The sequence below is a fragment of the Bacillus timonensis genome, assembly GCF_000285535.1.
Taxonomy (GTDB): domain Bacteria; phylum Bacillota; class Bacilli; order Bacillales; family Bacillaceae_L; genus Ferdinandcohnia; species Ferdinandcohnia timonensis.
In genome coordinates this window covers 874,677-893,021 of the sequence record NZ_HE610986.1, presented here as the reverse complement: position 1 = coordinate 893,021, position 18,345 = coordinate 874,677, and the positions used below count along the sequence as shown (strand labels likewise).

Here is an 18,345-nt window from a genome sequence, read left to right as displayed (position 1 = left end):
TCCGGTTCCCCCACTACTCCGGTCCACAAGAACCGTCCCTCTGGTTCCCCCACACTCCGGTCCACAAGAACCGTCCCCCTGGTTCCCCCACACTCCGGTCCACAAGAACCGTCCCTCTGGTTCCCCCACTACTCCGGTCCACAAGAACCGTCCCTCTGGTTCCCCCACTACTCCGGGCCACAAGAACCGTCCCCCTGGTTCCCCCACTACTCCGGTCCACAAGAACCGTCCCCCTGGTTCCCCCTTCACCCCGGACCACAAGAACCGTCCCCGTGGTCCCCCCGTGGTTCCCCCACTACCCCGGACCACAGGAACCGTCCCCGTGGTCCCACCTGGTTTCACCACACATTAGTCCAAAATACAACGTCCAACTGGACCCCTTTTGGGATAAATTTGTGAATCTATGAATAATATTTTGAGGTTTGTCGAAAAATAATCGAAAAAAATTTTTTGAAAATGTATATAATTCCGCGAATGTGTTCAGAATGGTTGCTGAGGTGATAAACATGAGAGAGGAAGAAAAGAAACGTACTTCTCAAAAATCTAGTTTACAACGTTTTTTTAGAAAGCGTTGGGTATTTCCAGCAATCTATTTAGTTAGTGCAGCACTCATTCTGACCGCGGTTTTATGGTTCCAAGGCAAAGACGATGTAGCGAAGGATGATTTGAAATATGGTGAAAATCAACCAGGAACTGCTACAGGTGAAGAGCCAAGTGTTCCAGTAAACCAAGCGGGAGAAAAATTTAAGATGCCTGTCATTGACGAAGATGCAATCCAAGTTTTTAGGGAATTCTACGATGCAGAAGCTTCAGCAGAAAAGCAAGAAGCAGCTCTTGTAGTCTATAACAATATTTATTCCCCAAATAAAGGAATTGATATTGTCGCTAAAAATGGTGAGACATTTGAAGTTGTTGCATCATTAGCTGGAACAGTTAGTCGTGCAGAAAAAGATCCATTACACGGAAATGTCGTGGAAATCGAACATTCTGACGGTGTTGTAACAATGTATCAATCGCTTGCAGACTTAAAAGTGGCAAAAGGTGACGTAGTTGAACAAGGTGAAGTCCTTGGAATGGCTGGAGAAAACCAGTTTGACAAAGAAGCTGCGGTTCACGTACACTTTGAAATCCGTAACAACGGTGTAGCTGTTAATCCACTTGAGTACTTTGGACAAACTGTAACTTCACTTGAAGATAGTGAAAAAGGTACAGAGGACAAAGCAGCAAGTAAAGAAGAAGACAAGCAAGTTGACGATGAAAAGCAAGCTGAAGAAGGAAAGCAACCAGCAGAAGATAAGCAACCAAAAGAAGAAGAGAAACCAGAAGACAATAAAAAGCCAGCTGACGAAGAAGGCACTCCTGCTGACGATGAAGATGCAACAGATGAGGAAAATGCAAACTCACCTGATGCTTCAATCGGAATGGCGAAAGCATAAGCAAGGAGAAACAGTAGTCTAGCCTGTGGTGGCAACTTTAGCTAAAATCCAACCGATTACTCAAAAAGGGTAGTCGGTTTTTTTATGTAAGGGACAGGGGGACGGATTTCACATACCTGTAAAAAATTGGTGGGACAATGAACCTGTCCCTCTGCCCCCAAAAAAATATGTAATTTCCTCTGAACTTTTTCCTACCTTCAAACGTATTATCTTCGGAAAAACATTTGAAAGGAACGTGATCCTCTATGGCAGGTATTAACTGGGCACTAATTGCTCCGATTATTGTGATTCAATTAATTTTAATGGTGACAGCTTTAGTCGACCTTGGTAGAAGTGAAGAAACAAATGGACCTAAAATTTTATGGGTGTTTGTCATTCTTTTAATTAGCATGATTGGTCCGATTCTCTATTTTGTAATTGGAAGGAAGAGATAGAATGGGGGAAAATCTAGTCTCAATTAAAAATGTAGTGAAACGGTTTGGAAAAGAAACAGCGGTTAATAATCTTTCCTTTAGTATAAAAAAAGGAAGCTGTACAGCTTTGCTAGGACCAAATGGGGCGGGAAAAACAACAACTTTGAGGATGCTAGCAGGACTCCTTCATCCAACCTCAGGAAAAATAGAATTCGATGGCAAGGACAATGGTGATATCCGTAAGTACATCGGTTACTTGCCACAGCACCCGGTTTTTTACAACTGGATGTCGGCAAATGAGTTTTTAGTCTATGTCGGGCAACTAGCGAATTTATCAAAAGCGGAATCTCAGCAAAAAGCGGACGAATTACTAGAATTAGTAGGACTTTTAGATGCGAGGAAAAAGAGAATCGGAGGTTTTTCTGGGGGAATGAAGCAGCGCCTAGGGATTGCGCAGGCGATGATTCATGAACCAAAGCTAGTGATGCTTGATGAACCGGTATCTGCACTAGACCCTGTCGGCCGACGGGAAGTCATTGAAATGATGCGAGAATTGAAAGAGAAAACGACTATTCTGTTTTCCACCCATGTTCTGCATGATGCAGAAGAGGTTTGTGATGATATTGTCATTATTCGTAAAGGTGAATTGGCTCTAAGTGATTCGTTAGCGGATTTACGAAAAAAGCATCAGCATGACGTGATTACGATTGAGGCAGAAACAGATATCAGAGACTGGGCAAACGGATTAACGGCCATCGAATCTATTCATGAAGTGACAACAGAGCGAACAACAGCAACGATTGTTGTCACACAGCTTGATGTTGCAAGAAATGCTATTTTACAAGATATATTGATGAAAAACATACCCGTTTCGTCATTCAGAATTGGGCAGTCGTCCCTCGAGGATGTATTCATGAAGGTGGTGAAATCATGAACCAATGGTTCGTATTGTTTAAAAAAGAATGGATCGAAATGACACGGAATTTTAAAATCCTATGGATCCCGCTTGTCTTCATTTTACTAGGAATCATGCAGCCGGTTACTTCGTATTATTTGCCGGAAATTATTAAGGCAGCAGGCGAACTGCCAGAGGGAGCGGTTTTTGAAATACCGATCCCAACACCACAAGAGGTCATCGTGCAAACGCTGGGACAGTATAGTCAAATCGGGATTCTCGTATTGGTACTGGCGTTTATGGGGATTGTGGCAGCGGAAAAGAATAGCGGTGTGTCAGATATAATCCTCGTAAAACCAGTTTCCTTCGCAAATTATATTACGGCAAAATGGATGAGTATCATATTGATGACCCTAGGCTCATTTTTCCTAGGAATCTTAGCATCTTGGTATTACACCGGAGTGTTAATTGGCGATATTGGATTTGGGGAATTAGTGAAAGGCTCACTTGTGTACGGGACATGGCTTGTATTCCTTGTGACGGTGACGCTTCTATTAAGCTCACTGTTTAAAAGCAATTTAATTGTGGCTTTTGTGTCATTATTAGTAGCGATTGGGCTGTCGGCCGTTACTTCATTATTATCGAAATGGATGACATGGAGCCCAGCAAGGCTTTCAACACACGCAAGCAGCCTTCTATTAACAGGCAGTCCGGAAAAATATTTTACTCTATCATTAACTGTATCGATTCTATTCATTTTTGTTCTGCTTATCAGTTCAATCTATCTTTTTTCGAAAAAAGAAAGAGCAGCATAATGAAACAAGGTAAGGCCAATTGGCCTTGCCTTGTTATTTTACAATGACTTGTCCCTTCATTCCTTCCTTGGAATGGTACCGACATATCAATTCATATGTACCAGACGTTTTGGGTGCCACAGTAACAATTTTTATTTGTTTTGGTTTAACTTCATAGTCAATTCCGAGCTTTTCTACAGTGAATGTGTGTTCCTTCACACCATTGTTTCGTAAGACCAACACTATTGGTTTTCCATTCGGAATCGTGATGGCTTTCGGGTTAAAATAGTCATCGTTCATTTCGACCTCAATTTTTTGAATCGGCTCCAAAGGCTGTGTTCCAGCAAATACACCAAGTGATCCAACCACAAGCAAGGCCATTACAACGCTCAATCCTGCTAGCCACTTCAGTACAGACATTTGCAATCCCTCCTTTCTTGATACTATTTTTTTCTAAATCATCAAATATTATCAATAATAAAAAATGGTCTCAGGCACACGACCTGACACCATCATAATTTAAGACCTGTTCGACTCTTAAACCTTCTTAATAAAATATGACTTTCTACCCTCGTAATTCCGTCCAAACTATAAAGCTCTTCATTAATAAATTTTTCAAGCTTCGCAAAGTCCTCGACAAGAACGTGCATATGCAAGGTACTTGGACCAGTCATTTGATAGCAGCTTGCGACACTTGGGTTGTTTGCCAGCGTTTCCGCAACCCTTACAAGTGAAGCTGGCTCACAGTCGACCTCGAAGAACGCAGAAACCCCTTTTCCTACCTTTTCAGAGTTGATCACAACTGAAAATTTTTCAATTACTCCTTTTTCAATCAGTTGATTGACGCGTTCACGAATTGACACCCTTGAAAGACCGAGTTCTTTGCCAATATCCACATAGGACATTCTCGCATTTATCGTTAACAGTTCTAGAATTTTTTTATCCGTTTCATCAATCTTCATTGCACCACCACTTTTCAACGGTTTATTTGCTTACATTTATTTTACCACCGGCGTAGCATTTGCACATCAAAAATATAGACATGCCTACGAAATGTTATAAGTCTCAAAGTAAAAATATCCAACGTTTTTACCTATTTTGGTAAAAATATAGAATATATTTTAAATTTCAATTATAATCATTATTATAGAATATAAATTCCGTTTGTTAATTGATTTTCAAAAAATAACTAACAATTGTCAAAAAGGGTACATAAAGGGGGATGTTAAAATGAATATCGATTATTTGAATTACCCGTATGCTTCACAACGGATGGCGACTTTTGCGAAAAATGGGATGGTGGCAACCTCTCAGCCTTTAGCGGCACAAGCAGGGTTGGACATTTTGAAAAAAGGCGGGAATGCAATTGATGCGGCAATCGCGACCGCTGCTACTTTAACGGTTGTCGAGCCTACTTCAAACGGGATTGGCGGAGATGCATTTGCACTTGTATGGGTAAAGGGTGAATTGCACGGTCTAAACGCAAGTGGCCCAGCACCAAAAAGCATTTCAATCGATGCGTTAAAATCAAGAGGTCACGAGAAAATGCCGACTCATGGCTTACTGCCTGTTACTGTGCCAGGCGTTCCTTCTGCATGGGCAGAGCTATCTCGACGTTTTGGAAAACTGCCATTAACGGAAGTATTAAAGCCTGCGATTCAGTATGCGGAAGAAGGATATCCATTATCACCTGTTCTATCAAAATACTGGAAGGCTGCCTACGCAAAATATAAAGAAACGTTCACGACTCCAGAATTTAAAGGCTGGTTTGACACGTTTGCTCCCGAAGGTCGTGCACCAGAAATCGGAGAGGTTTGGAGCTCTGAAGGTCATGCGAATACGTTACGTTCCATCGCGGAAACAAATGCAGAAAGCTTTTACAAAGGTGAGCTCGCTGATAAAATTGATGCCTTTTTCAAGGAGCATGGTGGTTTCCTATCAAAAGAAGATTTAGCAGATTATAAACCTCAATGGGTACAGCCAATTTCGGTAAACTATCGTGGCTATGATGTATGGGAGATTCCGCCAAACGGTCAAGGAATTGTTGCATTAATGGCACTCAACATCTTAAACGGCTTTGACATCAAGGAAAAAGAATCAGTGGAAACATATCATAAGCAAATTGAAGCTATGAAACTCGCATTTTCGGATGGAAAAAAATATGTAACAGACCCTGAAAAAATGTCTGTAAGTGCAGCACAGCTTTTATCTGAAGAATTTGCAGCAGAAAGAAGAAGTCTAATCGGTGATGAGGCGCTAACGCCAGAACCAGGCACACCACCGCGTGGAGGTACTGTGTACTTGGCGGCAGCGGACTCTGAAGGCAACATGATTTCGTATATCCAAAGTAATTACATGGGCTTTGGCTCTGGAATTGTGATTCCGGGAACAGGGATTTCCTTACAAAACCGCGGACATGATTTTTCATTAGATCCGACTCATGAAAATGCGTTAGAGCCTGGTAAAAAGACGTACCACACAATCATTCCAGGATTTTTAACAAAGGATGGCGAAGCGGTTGGTCCATTCGGTGTCATGGGTGGATACATGCAGCCACAAGGCCACACACAGGTCATTATGAATACGATTGATTTCCATTTGAACCCACAGGCGGCACTTGATTCGCCAAGATGGCAGTGGATTGAAGATAAAAAAGTACTGGTTGAGCCAAACTTCCCTACCCATGTTGCGCAAGCACTTGCGAGACGTGGCCATCAAATCCAAGTGGCACTTGATGGAGGCAGCTTCGGCCGTGGCCAAATTATTTGGAGAGACCCGAAGACAGGTGTTCTTTCAGGTGGTACCGAAGCGAGAACAGATGGTAGTATTGCATCTTGGTAATTGAAACAGAAATGAGTTGATAGTATGAAACAGCTTGATCTATTTTTGGCATTTTTACGTGTGGGACTCTTGGGTTATGGGGGAGGTCCTTCCTCGATTCCACTCGTTCATAAAGAAGTTGTGGGTAAGTATAAATGGATGGATGATGACGAATTCTCCGATGTGCTTGCCCTTGGAAATACATTGCCGGGACCTATCGCGACAAAAATGGCCGGTTATATCGGATACCGTGTTGCAGGTGTGTTAGGAATGATAAATGCCGTATTAGCAACGATCGTTCCAACCATTTTTGCGATGATCATCCTGTTAACCTTTTTATCTTCATTTAAAGACCAGCCGTGGGTACAGGGGATGACAAAGGCAGTTGTTCCGGTAGTTTGTGTCATGCTTGCAACCTTAACATGGGATTTCTTTAAAAAATCGAAGGACTCCTTAGGCTGGAAATTTGCAGCAGGAATCATTGTGGTGAGCTTTTTATTAATTGAGTTTGTTGGGGTTCATCCAGGAATCATCATTGGAGTTCTGTTAGTTGCAGCAATCGTCAAGAGAGACAAAGCTCCACAGGTTGAAGAAAGAATAGAAAAGGGTGTTGGCATGTGATTTATTGGCAAATTTTCTTAGCCTTTTTTATACCAGGAATTGTCGGGTACGGAGGCGGTCCAGCTTCGATTCCACTTGTTGAAAATGAAGTCGTGGGACGTTACGGCTGGTTAACCGTTTCTGAATTCAGTGAAGTCCTCGCTCTTGGAAATTCACTACCAGGGCCTATTGCCACAAAAATGGCTGGTTATATTGGGTATGACGTAGCGGGTATACCAGGAGCACTTGTGGGAATCTTTGCAACCGTAGCACCATCTTTAATTTTAATGGTAGTGTTACTAGGTTTCTTATACAAACACAAGGATTCGCCAAAAGTAAAACGCATGTCCAACTATGTACGCCCTGCGATTGCGGTGTTGCTCGGAACAATGACAATCAGCTTCTTCTCAACTTCTTATGTCGATGCTGGCTTGTGGCAAACCATCATTATTATAGTGGTAAGCTTTGTATTAATGGAAAAGCTGAAGGTTCATCCAGCCTATGTGATCATCGGAGCACTCGGATATGGAGCATTTTTTCTAGCATAATAAGAGGTGGAGAACGTGAAAAAAATTATTACTAACTGGGTTTGTCCCATTTTTGGATAATCCAATCAATCCAACTGAAGAGATTGTGAAGTCATTGGAGGGGCAAACCATTGGTGGTTATGAAATCATCGGAAAAGTCCTTCCCGTAGACTTTGCGGAATCGGCAAAACAATGTATTGAACATATCAATGAGGTAAAGCCGGATGTTGTGATTTCATTGGGGTTAGCAGCTGGCAGAAATAAAGTTACACCGGAGCGAATTGCAATCAACTGCCGTGATGGAGCCGCCGATAACAATGGCGTGAAATTGCAGGATGCACCGATTGAGGAAGATGGTCCAGTGGGTTATTTTTCCACATTACCAATTCGGGCATTTGTAGATGCTGCGGTTGAAAAAGGATACCCAGCCTCGATTTCAAACACAGCCGGGACGTATCTTTGCAACAATGTGATGTACTCGGTTTTGCATAAGATTGAGCGTGAACAGCTCACGATGAGAGCTGGATTTATTCATATTCCAGCCTCACATGAGCTTGCACTCAAGAAAAGTGGTCTACCTAGTTGGTCATTAGCGGATTTAACAGAAACGATTCGTACGATGATTGAGGTACTTGGGGAGTAAGACAGGAGATATGGCTAATAATCAGGATTTATGGTCAATAATGATAAAATACGGCTAATAGCCAATATTAACGGCCAATAGCCAAAACTTATGGCCAATAGCAATTTGAATACAAGAAAAATAATAGAAAACACTAAGAGGAAGCCTAATATGGGCTTCCTCTTTTTTTGATGAAAAAGCTTCAGAAAGGAATTAGTAAAAATGAAGCAATTCCATATTTTCCTTGCGTTTTTCAAAATTGGCCTCCTTGGATATGGTGGCGGACCTTCTTCCATTCCGCTTGTCCATAAAGAAGCGGTTGACCATTACAAATGGCTAAATGATGATGATTTTGGTGATATCCTCGCGCTTGGTAATACATTGCCTGGCCCCATTTCAACAAAGATGGCAGGATATATTGGCTATCGTGTTGGTGGGTGGTTGGGCATGATCAATGCTCTGTTGGCTACGACAATTCCCACGATTCTCTTAATGATTGTCTTGCTAACATCGTTGGCCTCGTTTAAAAGTCTTGACTGGGTGGAGGGGATGACAAAAGCAGTGCTGGCAGTAGTTGGGGTCATGCTTGCGCAATTAACGTGGGAATTTTTTATGAATGCCAAAAAAGGTCTTGGATGGACGAAAGCAATCTTGTTGGGAGCGGCGAGTGTCGTTTTTTTAGATGTGTTAGGTGTGCATCCAGGTATTTTGGTGGGAGTCCTACTGGCAATTGCCTTGTTAAAAAAGGACAAGCAGGAGGAGAAACAATAATGATTTACGTACAGCTGTTTATTGCTTTTTTAATTCCAGGAATTCTAGGCTATGGTGGTGGCCCTGCCTCGATTCCCCTTGTTGAAAATGAAGTCGTCCATCGCTATCACTGGCTTTCCGTTCATGAATTTAGTGAAGTCATTGCGATTGGAAATGCATTACCTGGTCCTATTGCCACAAAAATGGCAGGTTATATTGGATTCCAACAGGCAGGTGTGTTGGGTGCAGTGGTTGCCATCTTTGCGACGGTGGCCCCATCCTTGCTTTTAATGATTGGTTTACTCAGCATTTTGAAAAAGTTCAAACATTCTCCAAAGGTGAAGCGGATGACGAATTATATTCGGCCTACGATTGCTGTTTTACTAGGTGCAATGGCATATCGCTTTTTTGAAGAGTCGTATGTAGATGCTGGATTGGTGCATACGATAATTTTGGTGGTAGTGAGTTTTTTGCTGCTTGAAAAATGGAAGGTCCACCCGGCGTATGTGATTGTCGGGTCCCTCGTGTATGGTGCAGTGTTGTTATAGGAATAACCCGATTTGTCGCCCTTCGACGTTATAAACCCTAACCCCCAAATTTCGCCAAAATCTTTTCTTGACGAGCACTGGAAATAAATTGATAATATAAATATTAGTAATTTTCGTAATATTATAAAATAAAAATCGTACATATAGTAAGTGTACTTGTTCATTTTATGGATGAAATGGTAACGCTTACATATTAAGGGGTGAAAACTCAAACATGATTTTATATATCATGCTATTTATTGTTGTATTTAGCCTTTTTATGGCGTTTAAGCGTAAGCGCCCTCTCTTTTTACTTCTGCCGTTTGTGTCCATCTTTGCATATTTTGTCATTGAGATCATCCGTTTTCCAGCACCACTTGGTGAGACAATTCGTTTTATTTTCAATCTAAGTTAGTGCAAAAAAGCTAATCTTGAAGGAGGTGATGTGAAAAGAGAAGGACGGAGAAGAGAAGCTACAGAATTACATTTATTATGGAGGTGCTAGTAGTTGAAAAAAGTTGATAAGAAAATTGCAGAGGGATACTTTAGGGAGAAAACAAGAAATATTATTATCTATCTAATTATTGGATTTCTTGTTTCATTTGGTGTTGTCCTGTTTGCAAAGCCGCTCTCCACGTTTTCCATAAACGGATTGCCGTTCCATTATTTCATGGGTGCACAGGGGGCAGTTGCTACATTTATCATTATCCTGTTTGTGAATGCGAAGATGAGTGACAACATTGATAGAAAATACGGAATTGACGAAAGCAAGAACGAGCAAATTAGCTCTGGAAAAGTACTTGACCATTAATAGTAACTCTACCATTCAAACATACTCAATCTATGAACCTACAATTCTAGCGGTAACCCCTACAGCAAAAGACGATTCTTAATGATGAATTAGTTTCACAGTTAGTAGAATCACCCCACACAACAAGTTACAAACCACAAAAAGAACAAATTGATAAAAAAACAGGCAGATTTCCTACTGAATTGGAGTGCCTATATTTGAACCTAAAGGGGGAGGAAATTTGGATACACAATTTCTGGTCTCATTAATTATTATTTTAGCGTCATTTGGACTTTATATTGGGATCGCTATCTTCAATCGAGCACGGGCAACCTCGGACTTTTATGTAGCAGGACGTGGAGTGCCTCCTATATACAACGGAATGGCGATAGGAGCGGACTGGATGAGTGCAGCGTCATTCATCGGGATGGCAGGAACTATCATGGCTCTTGGCTATGGAGGACTTGCCTATATCATGGGATGGACAGGTGGATATTTGTTATTAACCTTCCTTCTTGCACCACAGCTTCGGAAATATGGACGGTACACTGTTCCAGAGTTTATTGGGGACCGTTTTGATAGTCATACAGCAAGGGTTGTCGCGGCAATCTGTACGATTATCATTTCATTTACATACTCCATTGGCCAGTTATCTGGGTCTGGGGTAGTTATTGGACGTCTCTTTGAAATTGATGCTGGAATTGGAACAATGATTGGGGTTGTGTTAATTGCCTTCTACGCAGCAATGGGAGGAATGAAGGGGATTACGTGGACACAGGTAGCACAATATATCGTTTTAATTGTGGCATACTTGATTCCGGTTATATTTATCTCTCTGCAATTAACAAACAACCCATTACCATGGTTATCCTATGGAAAAGTTGTTGAAGAAATTGGAGAACTTGATCGTCAACTCGGCTTCACAGAATACTTTGCACCATTTGCAACAGGTTCTGAGTGGCAATTCCTTGCATTAATGTTTACGTTAATGTGTGGAACAGCTGGATTACCGCACGTCATTGTACGTTTTTATACAGTTTCTACGATGAAGGCAGCTCGTTGGTCAGGAGCATGGGCGCTTTTATTCATCGGCTTATTATACTTATCCGCTCCTGCATATGCAGCATTCTCACGTTTCATCCTCATGACTCAGGTGGCTGGTCAAAAAATGACAGAGCTTCCTGCGTGGACACAAAGTTGGATTGATACAGGTTTATTAAAACTTGCAGATGCAAATGGCGACGGTATTTTACAGTGGCAAGAAATGACGATTGCGAATGACATCGTCGTTATGGCAACACCTGAAATTGCAAACCTTGGTGTCTTTGTAATTGGCTTAATGGCAGCAGGGGCTATGGCGGCCGCATTATCGACTGCAGGTGGATTGATGATTGCACTCTCTTCTTCTTTTGCTCATGATATTTATTATCGTGTGTTAAAGCCACAAGCATCAGAAAAAAATCGTTTGAATGTTGCACGTTGGTCAATTGTCGTGGCAACATTGGTTGCAGGTTTAGTTGCATTAAACCCTCCAGGAGCGATTACGCAAATTGTGGCATGGGCCTTTGCAATCGCATCTAGTACGTTCTTCCCAGCACTTGTACTAGGGGTATGGTGGAAGCGTTCGAATGCAAAGGGTGTTATTGCCGGTATGATCATAGGATTGGTAGTCGTATTATCGTATATTTTTGCAGCGAAATATGGCGGATTCACGATCCTTGGCATTATCGATACGGGAGCAGGTGTGTTTGGAGCAGCAGCTGGTTTCTTAGGAAACATCATTGTTTCCTTAATGACCGAGGCACCATCACAGGCAAAACAAGACGAAGTTGTCGATATGCGCTACCCAGAGCAAATGGTTTACAAGGATGGAGAAGTTTGGCTTAAGGACGAAGCATAATAAAAACAAGAACGGTTCTACGCGTCGTCTGCGTAGAGCCGTTTTAAAAGAGGGAAGAAACATGGAACAGCTATATGAATTGGTGAGGGATCATCCTTTTTTTCAAGGGTTATCAAGGGAGGAAGTCTTGAATTTCCTTTCGTTATGTCAGCAAAAAACATATAGGCAATCAGAATTATTGTTTCATGCCAACGAGCAGCGGGAGGGGATACTTCTGCTGCTTTCTGGTGTGGCGGAGGTATTTGTTGGACCAAGTGATAATCGAGAGGTTCTTGAAATGTTAAAACCAGGTGAGCTGATAGGACTCTCCAGTATTGCGGATTTAATCGGTGGACAAAAGCGCAATCAAGATTATCGTGTGGGTGTGATGGCAACAGAGGCTGGGCAATGCTTACTCATCCCTAATCATGTCATTGAAAAACGCCTTCATGACCCTAACTTCCATCACTATCTATTTACACAACTGGCATTTCGCCTTAGCGAAATTTACAGCTCATTAGCGGAGCAAGTGATGATTACGAGGAAAGCAAAAGAAACTGGCTCCCTTGTTCGTAGGGTTCAGGATATTATGACAACATCCCTCATCAAAGTTGAGCCAGATACTCTCTGCAGTGTCGTTGCACAACAAATGACGGAGCATCGAACGAGTTCTGTTCTAGTGGTTAAAAATGAAAAGTTGTTGGGTATCATTACGGAGCGTGACCTTGTTTCAAGGGTTATCTATGAAAGGAAAAATGGAAAAACAAACGCTTCAGAGTTTATGACGAAAAACCCCATTACGATTTCGAAATATGCCTATTGTTACGAAGCGCTATCAACCTTCATTTTACAGGGTGTGAAACATTTGCCTGTCACTGAGGAAGAGGAGGTAGTAGGGATTATTACCTTGTCAGATGTTATGAGGCAAAATGTGGACAGTATGATGCAAACCATTAAAACGATTGAATCTGCTACAGAGGAAACATTACCATCTGTAAAAATGGCAATTTATGATGTCGTTGATGCATTACTTCAGGATGACGTACCGATTTTTAAAGTATTGGATAATGTAACAAAATTGTTTGACCGGCTGGTAAAAAGATGTATTGAGATGGCAATTGAGAATTTATCAGTTAGGGAAGGAATGCAGCCACCCGTTGCATTTTGCTTTTATCAAATGGGGAGCGCCGGACGCGAGGAACAATTTTTATTAACAGATCAGGATCATTTTCTTGTATATGAAAAAAGTACACCTGAAATCGAAAATTATTTTTCAATGGTAGGGGAAACGATTGTTTCTTTATTAGAAAAAGCGGGATATGCACGCTGTTTAGGAGAGATGATGGCGAGCAACCCAAGTTGGCGTGGGTCATTGGAGACGTGGATGAACAGAGTTCAAACATGGAGTAGTCAAGCAACAAATCAAAATATGCTACTCGCACAAAACTTCTTTTCTTATCGATTTTTATATGGTGATAAGGAGCTGCATAACAAATTTGAAGCAAGGCTACTTGAAAAAATGAAAAATGCCAAAATCTTTTTGTATCGTCTTCATGAACAGGAACATCAAATACCGTCACTAGACAATCCCATACGTGCTCTTTTTAAACTGGAACGAAAGCAGTTAGATATAAAAAAAGAAATTTTATTCCCTTATCACCATTGCTTGCAAATTCTATCACTGGAATACGGAATCATCTCTGGAACGCCGTTTGAGAGAATTGATAGATTAGTAGAGAAGAAAGCATTTAGCGAAAGTTTTGGGAAAGATGTGAAAGCTGCTGCATCAGATGTGATGCTTCTTTATGTAAAGCAAAGGTGGCGCCAATTTAAGAATAAAGAGAACATGACATCAATCCTTTATTTTTCACATTTAACAACAAAGGAAAAAGAAGAACTTATGTTGAGTGTAAAAATAGTCAAGGAAATTCAAACTCTAGTAAATGCCCATTTCAATATTTGAAAGGAGTAGAATCAGTGTTCTTTGGTAGAAAGCCACTTTTTCAGCAGCTTCATAAGGAAATCCCTTTATCCACACCGATTGATGAGATTTCGTTTACAGTATTTGATACAGAAACGACAGGATTTCAGGTTGCGACTGTGGATCGGTTAATTGAAATTGCTGCTGTCCAGGTAATCGGATTGAAGGTATGTGAGGAGGAGCAATTTCATACATTTGTTAACCCAAACCGACAAATTTCTCAGGAAATAATCGAATTAACTGGAATCACGAATGAAAAGGTCGAAAACGCACCAACATCGTTAGTAGGAATTACCAATCTTTTTCATTTTATAAAAAATCAACACAGTAACTGTATTGTCGGCCATTATGTTTCATTTGATATGGTCGCATTAAAAAGTGAACTAAGGCGGGAAAAATATGGTTTCGGGAGAATGCCAACGATTGATACACTGGATTTGATTGGTTATCTTTCTCCCTCGTATGATATGCGAGATTTACACAGGTACGCTCAGAATTTTGGAACAAGAATATATGAACGACATACTGCATCCGGGGACGCCTTAACGACCGCCTATTTATTTGTTGAGCTACTTCATCATTTTAAAAGCAGAGGCAAACAAACTTGGGGTGACCTTCTGCAAGCAACTGAAAATCAAAGTAGAATCTTTTGAAGTGAATAAGGCATGTCCGTAAGTGATTTTTGCTTGTCCTACTCTTAAAAACAAGCAATTTTTAAAAATATTTTGATAAAAGCCTTGTCCCTCTTGACTTTTATAGCATAATCCCTCAACCAAGCTAATAAAATGTTACAAACCTAACAAAGAGAGTGTTTGAGGTGAGGGGGCGTATACCGTCTTCAAAGATCCAGCAATTCATATGACGATTCATATACAAGTAAACTACTTCTTCGTTGAAGCAAGAACGCGTCTCATTTCACACTTCTCACATCCACATAGGGAGGGCGAGTAGTGTGCACGATTACATCAAAGAACGAACCATCAAGATTGGAAAGTATATCGTGGAGACAAGAAAAACAGTTCGCGTTATTGCGAAGGAATTTGGTGTTTCCAAAAGTACTGTCCATAAAGATTTAACCGAAAGGCTACCTGAAATCAATCCCGAACTAGCAAATGAAGTAAAAGAAATCCTTGATTACCATAAATCAATAAGGCATTTACGGGGTGGAGAAGCTACAAAACTTAAGTATAAAAAAGAAGAAGAACTACAAGAAGAACCAGTGAAATAACAATGCTTGGGTCTTTCCTCCTAATTTTTACGACATTTTCCTACAAAAAATTTACAAAACGACTATTTAAATTAGTAAATTATGATACAATATATAATTAGGAAAATAATGTGCATTTGCGTCTTAAATGCAAGGAGGAAAGTTACCCAAATGTTAGCAAGGGATATCGGTATCGATTTAGGAACTGCGAACGTTCTCATACACGTAAAAGGTAAAGGCATAGTATTGAACGAGCCATCTGTTGTGGCATTAGATAAAAACACAGGTAAAGTTTTAGCAGTTGGTGAAGAAGCAAGACGCATGGTGGGTCGTACACCTGGAAATATTGTGGCGATTCGCCCATTAAAGGATGGCGTTATTGCTGATTTTGATGTAACAGAAGCGATGTTAAAGCATTTTATTAATAAGTTAAATGTGAAAGGATTTCTTTCAAAACCAAGAATCCTTATTTGCTGTCCTACAAATATTACATCTGTTGAGCAAAAAGCAATTAAGGAAGCTGCTGAAAAAAGTGGCGGTAAGAAAATTTATCTTGAGGAAGAACCAAAAGTGGCTGCTATCGGAGCAGGTATGGACATCTTCCAACCAAGTGGAAATATGGTAGTTGATATTGGCGGTGGTACTACAGATGTTGCTGTATTATCAATGGGTGATATCGTCACCGCCTCATCAATTAAAATGGCTGGGGATACGTTTGATGCGGAAATCTTAAGCTATATTAAGCGTGAGTACAAGCTCTTAATCGGAGAAAGAACGGCAGAGAATATTAAAATCCAAGTGGCAACAGTATTCCCGGATTCACGTAATGAAGAAATTGATATTCGTGGTCGGGACATGGTGACAGGATTACCACGCACACTTACGATTAAATCTGGTGAAATTGAAAAAGCACTACGTGAGCCAGTTTCTGCAATTGTACAAGCTGCAAAGAGTGTACTAGAAAGAACGCCACCTGAGCTTTCTGCTGACATTATTGACCGTGGTGTAATTTTAACGGGTGGTGGAGCATTGCTTCACGGAGTGGATCAGCTTTTAGCTGAGGAATTACGCGTTCCTGTGTTAATTGCTGAAAACCCAATGGAGTGTGTTGCAATCGGTACTGGTATTATGCTTGAAAACCTGGACAAGCTACCACGCAGAAAATTAATGTAACAAATAGTAGTTCTTTAGGACCTTTCCGATATGGCAGGTCCTTTGCCATTTTTATAAAAAAATAACCTATGGCTAAAATTTACAGATGAAGAAATAGGAATTTCCTACTATAATATAAAGTAGAGATATGCACGGAATTGGAAAAATGAGGTGAATTCATGTTACGTGGATTTTATTCTGCAGCAGCTGGAATGCTTGCGCAGCAACGTCGTACGGAAATGTTATCAAACAATATAGCAAATGCGAATACACCTGGGTACAAAGTGGACCAAGGTACTTTACGTGCTTTTCCTGAAATGCTGATGCAGCGTCTTGAAGGTGTACAAAGCCCTGCTAAAAATGGCGGCAACCTTCGAACTGCAAGTAACATCGGAGGTCTTAACACAGGTGTGTATATGCAAGAATTCGTTCCGCTGTTTAAACAAGGAGATATCCGCGAAACAGGACTTACAACTGATGTGGCATTGGTGAACGGCAACCTGCCAATTAACCCAGATACGAATAAGCCAGGTTCTTTGTTTTTTACTGTTCAAAATGCAAATGGTGATGTGAGGTACACTCGTGATGGAAACTTCACGGTTGACGCAGCTGGTTATTTAACGATGAACGAAGGGTTTTATGTGTTAGATGAGAATGGGAACCGAATCCAAGTCGAAAGTGATCAGTTTGAAGTGACAGCCGACGGTAGAGTTCTTGTCGGTGGTCAGGCACAATCACGAGTAGGAATTGCATTTTCAGATAATCCATTGAATCTGATTAAAGAAGGAAATGGGTTGTATCGAACAAATGATGGTGCTGAGTTACCGAATGCGGCGACTAATCCGGAGGTGTCCTACACATTAAAGCAAGGATTTCTTGAAGGATCCAATGTTGATGTGACACAGGCAATGACCGAGATGATGACAGCCTACCGTACATTTGAAGCCAACCAAAAGGTTCTTCAAGCGTATGATAAGAGTATGGACAAAGCGGTTAACGAGATTGGAAGATTATAAGAATGAGGGCTAGGCTCTGAAGCTAGACATTAAAGAAATTTGGGGTGATTGAAGTGCGGACAATGATTACGGCAACAAATACAATGAGCCAGCTGCAAAAACAGCTTGATATCATCGGGAATAATTTAGCCAATATAGATACGACCGGGTATAAAAAACGCCAGGTCAACTTTAGTGAGCTGTTATCCCAACAATTCGATAATCAACCTGTTAGTGACCAGGAACAAGGACGTGTAACCCCAAATGGAATTCGTGCAGGCGTTGGTGCAAAGCTTGGGTCTACACATATGATGATGACCCAAGGTGCAATCAAGACAACAGATCGCGAACTTGACATCGCCTTTACAAAGGAAAACCAGTTTCTACAAATACTAGTGGACGAAAATGGTGTGCAGGTTCCTCGTTTTACAAGGGATGGTGCCCTGTATTTATCTCCGGTGAATGATGGTACCAATCAAGTTTCGCTTGTGACAAGCAATGGGAATCCTGTTTTAGATCAGGACGGCGAACCAATAGTGTTTGTTGATAATTTTAAGGAAATTCAAATTTCCGCAAACGGCGGGCTAACAGTTGTCCCAAGGGAAGGGATGCCTCAAACGTTTAACTTGTCAGTGGTGGAAGTCAAAAAGCCACAGCTTCTTCAAGCGGTGGGGCAAAATCAATTTGGGTTACCTGATTTAGCGGAACTTGGGATTAATACGGATGACGTATTTGTTTCTCTTGAAGGCGACTTACGCGGGGAAGTCAGCATCCAGCAAAGGGCACTTGAACAATCAAATGTTGATATGGCAACTGAAATGTCAAACTTGATGCTAACTCAGCGCTCATACCAATTTAACGCAAAATCAATTTCCCTTTCAGACCAAATGATGGGGCTTGTGAATGGAATTCGATAAGCAAAAGAAATTTTTATTCATAATTGATTTGATAAAAAAA

General features: G+C 41.1%; 20 protein-coding genes and 1 pseudogene. 19 read left to right on the top strand and 2 right to left on the bottom strand.

Annotation, left to right across the window (positions count from 1 at the left end; genetic code table 11):
• Nucleotides 1-506: 506 nt before the first annotated feature.
• From BTHG_RS13010 to BTHG_RS12995, 4 genes are all read left to right on the top strand, one after another.
• Complete coding sequence (locus tag BTHG_RS13010) at nt 507-1,436, top strand: peptidoglycan DD-metalloendopeptidase family protein (RefSeq protein WP_026021809.1); 930 nt, start codon at nt 507-509, stop codon at nt 1,434-1,436.
• Between the two features lie 245 nt (nt 1,437-1,681).
• The gene (locus BTHG_RS13005) at nt 1,682-1,870 is read left to right on the top strand and encodes a PLDc N-terminal domain-containing protein (RefSeq protein ID WP_010677169.1); all 189 of its coding nucleotides are present in this window, start codon (nt 1,682-1,684) and stop codon (nt 1,868-1,870) included.
• 1 nt (nt 1,871) lies between these two features.
• Nucleotides 1,872-2,783 (top strand): ABC transporter ATP-binding protein, encoded by a 912-nt coding sequence (locus tag BTHG_RS13000; protein WP_010677168.1) that lies wholly within the window; start codon nt 1,872-1,874, stop codon nt 2,781-2,783.
• Complete coding sequence (locus BTHG_RS12995) at nt 2,780-3,559, top strand: ABC transporter permease (protein ID WP_010677167.1); 780 nt, start codon at nt 2,780-2,782, stop codon at nt 3,557-3,559. Before BTHG_RS13000 ends, BTHG_RS12995 begins: the two co-directional genes overlap by 4 nt.
• Nucleotides 3,560-3,592: 33 nt before the next feature.
• On the opposite strand, the gene BTHG_RS12990 is transcribed toward BTHG_RS12995, so the two are convergent.
• Nucleotides 3,593-3,958 (bottom strand): cupredoxin domain-containing protein, encoded by a 366-nt coding sequence (locus BTHG_RS12990; protein ID WP_010677166.1) that lies wholly within the window; start codon nt 3,956-3,958, stop codon nt 3,593-3,595.
• A gap of 92 nt (nt 3,959-4,050) precedes the next feature.
• Nucleotides 4,051-4,500, bottom strand: coding sequence for an Lrp/AsnC family transcriptional regulator (locus BTHG_RS12985; RefSeq protein ID WP_010677165.1), 450 nt, complete (start codon nt 4,498-4,500; stop codon nt 4,051-4,053).
• Between the two features lie 268 nt (nt 4,501-4,768).
• Here BTHG_RS12985 and BTHG_RS12980 point away from each other — a divergent pair, with 268 nt between their 5' ends.
• The 15 genes and pseudogenes from BTHG_RS12980 (at nt 4,769) to BTHG_RS12910 (ending at nt 18,305) form a co-directional block, all read left to right on the top strand.
• A complete protein-coding gene (locus BTHG_RS12980) occupies nt 4,769-6,379 on the top strand; it encodes a gamma-glutamyltransferase family protein (RefSeq protein WP_010677164.1) in 1,611 nt (536 codons plus the stop codon).
• Nucleotides 6,380-6,403: 24 nt separating this feature from the next.
• Nucleotides 6,404-6,979 (top strand): chromate transporter, encoded by a 576-nt coding sequence (locus BTHG_RS12975; RefSeq protein ID WP_010677163.1) that lies wholly within the window; start codon nt 6,404-6,406, stop codon nt 6,977-6,979.
• Complete coding sequence (locus tag BTHG_RS12970) at nt 6,976-7,506, top strand: chromate transporter (protein ID WP_010677162.1); 531 nt, start codon at nt 6,976-6,978, stop codon at nt 7,504-7,506. Before BTHG_RS12975 ends, BTHG_RS12970 begins: the two co-directional genes overlap by 4 nt.
• A 19-nt stretch (nt 7,507-7,525) precedes the next feature.
• Nucleotides 7,526-8,128, top strand: a pseudogene (gene pcp, locus BTHG_RS24955) (pyroglutamyl-peptidase I); the annotation flags it as partial.
• Between the two features lie 201 nt (nt 8,129-8,329).
• Complete coding sequence (locus BTHG_RS12960; RefSeq protein WP_010677160.1) at nt 8,330-8,878, top strand: chromate transporter; 549 nt, start codon at nt 8,330-8,332, stop codon at nt 8,876-8,878.
• On the top strand, nt 8,878-9,405 hold the full coding sequence (locus tag BTHG_RS12955; protein ID WP_010677159.1) for a chromate transporter: 528 nt from the start codon (nt 8,878-8,880) through the stop codon (nt 9,403-9,405). The genes BTHG_RS12960 and BTHG_RS12955 overlap by 1 nt, the downstream gene beginning before the upstream one ends.
• 214 nt (nt 9,406-9,619) lie before the next feature.
• A complete protein-coding gene (locus tag BTHG_RS12950) occupies nt 9,620-9,799 on the top strand; it encodes a hypothetical protein (protein ID WP_010677158.1) in 180 nt (59 codons plus the stop codon).
• A 93-nt stretch (nt 9,800-9,892) separates the two neighbouring features.
• Nucleotides 9,893-10,195, top strand: coding sequence for a DUF4212 domain-containing protein (locus BTHG_RS12945; protein ID WP_010677157.1), 303 nt, complete (start codon nt 9,893-9,895; stop codon nt 10,193-10,195).
• Between the two features lie 220 nt (nt 10,196-10,415).
• The gene (locus tag BTHG_RS12940) at nt 10,416-12,074 is read left to right on the top strand and encodes a sodium:solute symporter family protein (protein WP_010677156.1); all 1,659 of its coding nucleotides are present in this window, start codon (nt 10,416-10,418) and stop codon (nt 12,072-12,074) included.
• 61 nt (nt 12,075-12,135) lie between these two features.
• On the top strand, nt 12,136-14,016 hold the full coding sequence (locus tag BTHG_RS12935; protein WP_010677155.1) for a DUF294 nucleotidyltransferase-like domain-containing protein: 1,881 nt from the start codon (nt 12,136-12,138) through the stop codon (nt 14,014-14,016).
• A 14-nt stretch (nt 14,017-14,030) separates the two neighbouring features.
• Complete coding sequence (locus tag BTHG_RS12930) at nt 14,031-14,687, top strand: 3'-5' exonuclease (RefSeq protein ID WP_010677154.1); 657 nt, start codon at nt 14,031-14,033, stop codon at nt 14,685-14,687.
• A gap of 299 nt (nt 14,688-14,986) precedes the next feature.
• A complete protein-coding gene (gene spoIIID, locus BTHG_RS12925; RefSeq protein ID WP_010677153.1) occupies nt 14,987-15,262 on the top strand; it encodes a sporulation transcriptional regulator SpoIIID in 276 nt (91 codons plus the stop codon).
• 150 nt (nt 15,263-15,412) lie between these two features.
• Entirely contained in the window at nt 15,413-16,414 is a 1,002-nt protein-coding gene (mreB, locus tag BTHG_RS12920) for a rod shape-determining protein (RefSeq protein ID WP_010677152.1), read from the top strand.
• 158 nt (nt 16,415-16,572) lie between these two features.
• A complete protein-coding gene (locus BTHG_RS12915; protein ID WP_010677151.1) occupies nt 16,573-17,409 on the top strand; it encodes a flagellar hook-basal body protein in 837 nt (278 codons plus the stop codon).
• Nucleotides 17,410-17,471: 62 nt separating this feature from the next.
• The gene (locus tag BTHG_RS12910; protein ID WP_042341965.1) at nt 17,472-18,305 is read left to right on the top strand and encodes a flagellar hook-basal body protein; all 834 of its coding nucleotides are present in this window, start codon (nt 17,472-17,474) and stop codon (nt 18,303-18,305) included.
• Nucleotides 18,306-18,345: the final 40 nt, after the last annotated feature.

What these genes read in the sequence shown, in the direction of transcription:
- BTHG_RS13010 (WP_026021809.1), top strand. Translation starts at nt 507, where the DNA reads ATGAGAGAGGAAGAAAAGAAACGTACTTCTCAAAAATCTAGTTTACAA.
- BTHG_RS13005 (WP_010677169.1), top strand. Translation starts at nt 1,682, where the DNA reads ATGGCAGGTATTAACTGGGCACTAATTGCTCCGATTATTGTGATTCAA.
- BTHG_RS13000 (WP_010677168.1), top strand. Translation starts at nt 1,872, where the DNA reads ATGGGGGAAAATCTAGTCTCAATTAAAAATGTAGTGAAACGGTTTGGA.
- BTHG_RS12995 (WP_010677167.1), top strand. Translation starts at nt 2,780, where the DNA reads ATGAACCAATGGTTCGTATTGTTTAAAAAAGAATGGATCGAAATGACA.
- BTHG_RS12990 (WP_010677166.1), bottom strand. Translation starts at nt 3,958, where the DNA reads ATGTCTGTACTGAAGTGGCTAGCAGGATTGAGCGTTGTAATGGCCTTG.
- BTHG_RS12985 (WP_010677165.1), bottom strand. Translation starts at nt 4,500, where the DNA reads ATGAAGATTGATGAAACGGATAAAAAAATTCTAGAACTGTTAACGATA.
- BTHG_RS12980 (WP_010677164.1), top strand. Translation starts at nt 4,769, where the DNA reads ATGAATATCGATTATTTGAATTACCCGTATGCTTCACAACGGATGGCG.
- BTHG_RS12975 (WP_010677163.1), top strand. Translation starts at nt 6,404, where the DNA reads ATGAAACAGCTTGATCTATTTTTGGCATTTTTACGTGTGGGACTCTTG.
- BTHG_RS12960 (WP_010677160.1), top strand. Translation starts at nt 8,330, where the DNA reads ATGAAGCAATTCCATATTTTCCTTGCGTTTTTCAAAATTGGCCTCCTT.
- BTHG_RS12955 (WP_010677159.1), top strand. Translation starts at nt 8,878, where the DNA reads ATGATTTACGTACAGCTGTTTATTGCTTTTTTAATTCCAGGAATTCTA.
- BTHG_RS12950 (WP_010677158.1), top strand. Translation starts at nt 9,620, where the DNA reads ATGATTTTATATATCATGCTATTTATTGTTGTATTTAGCCTTTTTATG.
- BTHG_RS12935 (WP_010677155.1), top strand. Translation starts at nt 12,136, where the DNA reads ATGGAACAGCTATATGAATTGGTGAGGGATCATCCTTTTTTTCAAGGG.
- mreB (WP_010677152.1), top strand. Translation starts at nt 15,413, where the DNA reads ATGTTAGCAAGGGATATCGGTATCGATTTAGGAACTGCGAACGTTCTC.
- BTHG_RS12915 (WP_010677151.1), top strand. Translation starts at nt 16,573, where the DNA reads ATGTTACGTGGATTTTATTCTGCAGCAGCTGGAATGCTTGCGCAGCAA.
- BTHG_RS12910 (WP_042341965.1), top strand. Translation starts at nt 17,472, where the DNA reads ATGATTACGGCAACAAATACAATGAGCCAGCTGCAAAAACAGCTTGAT.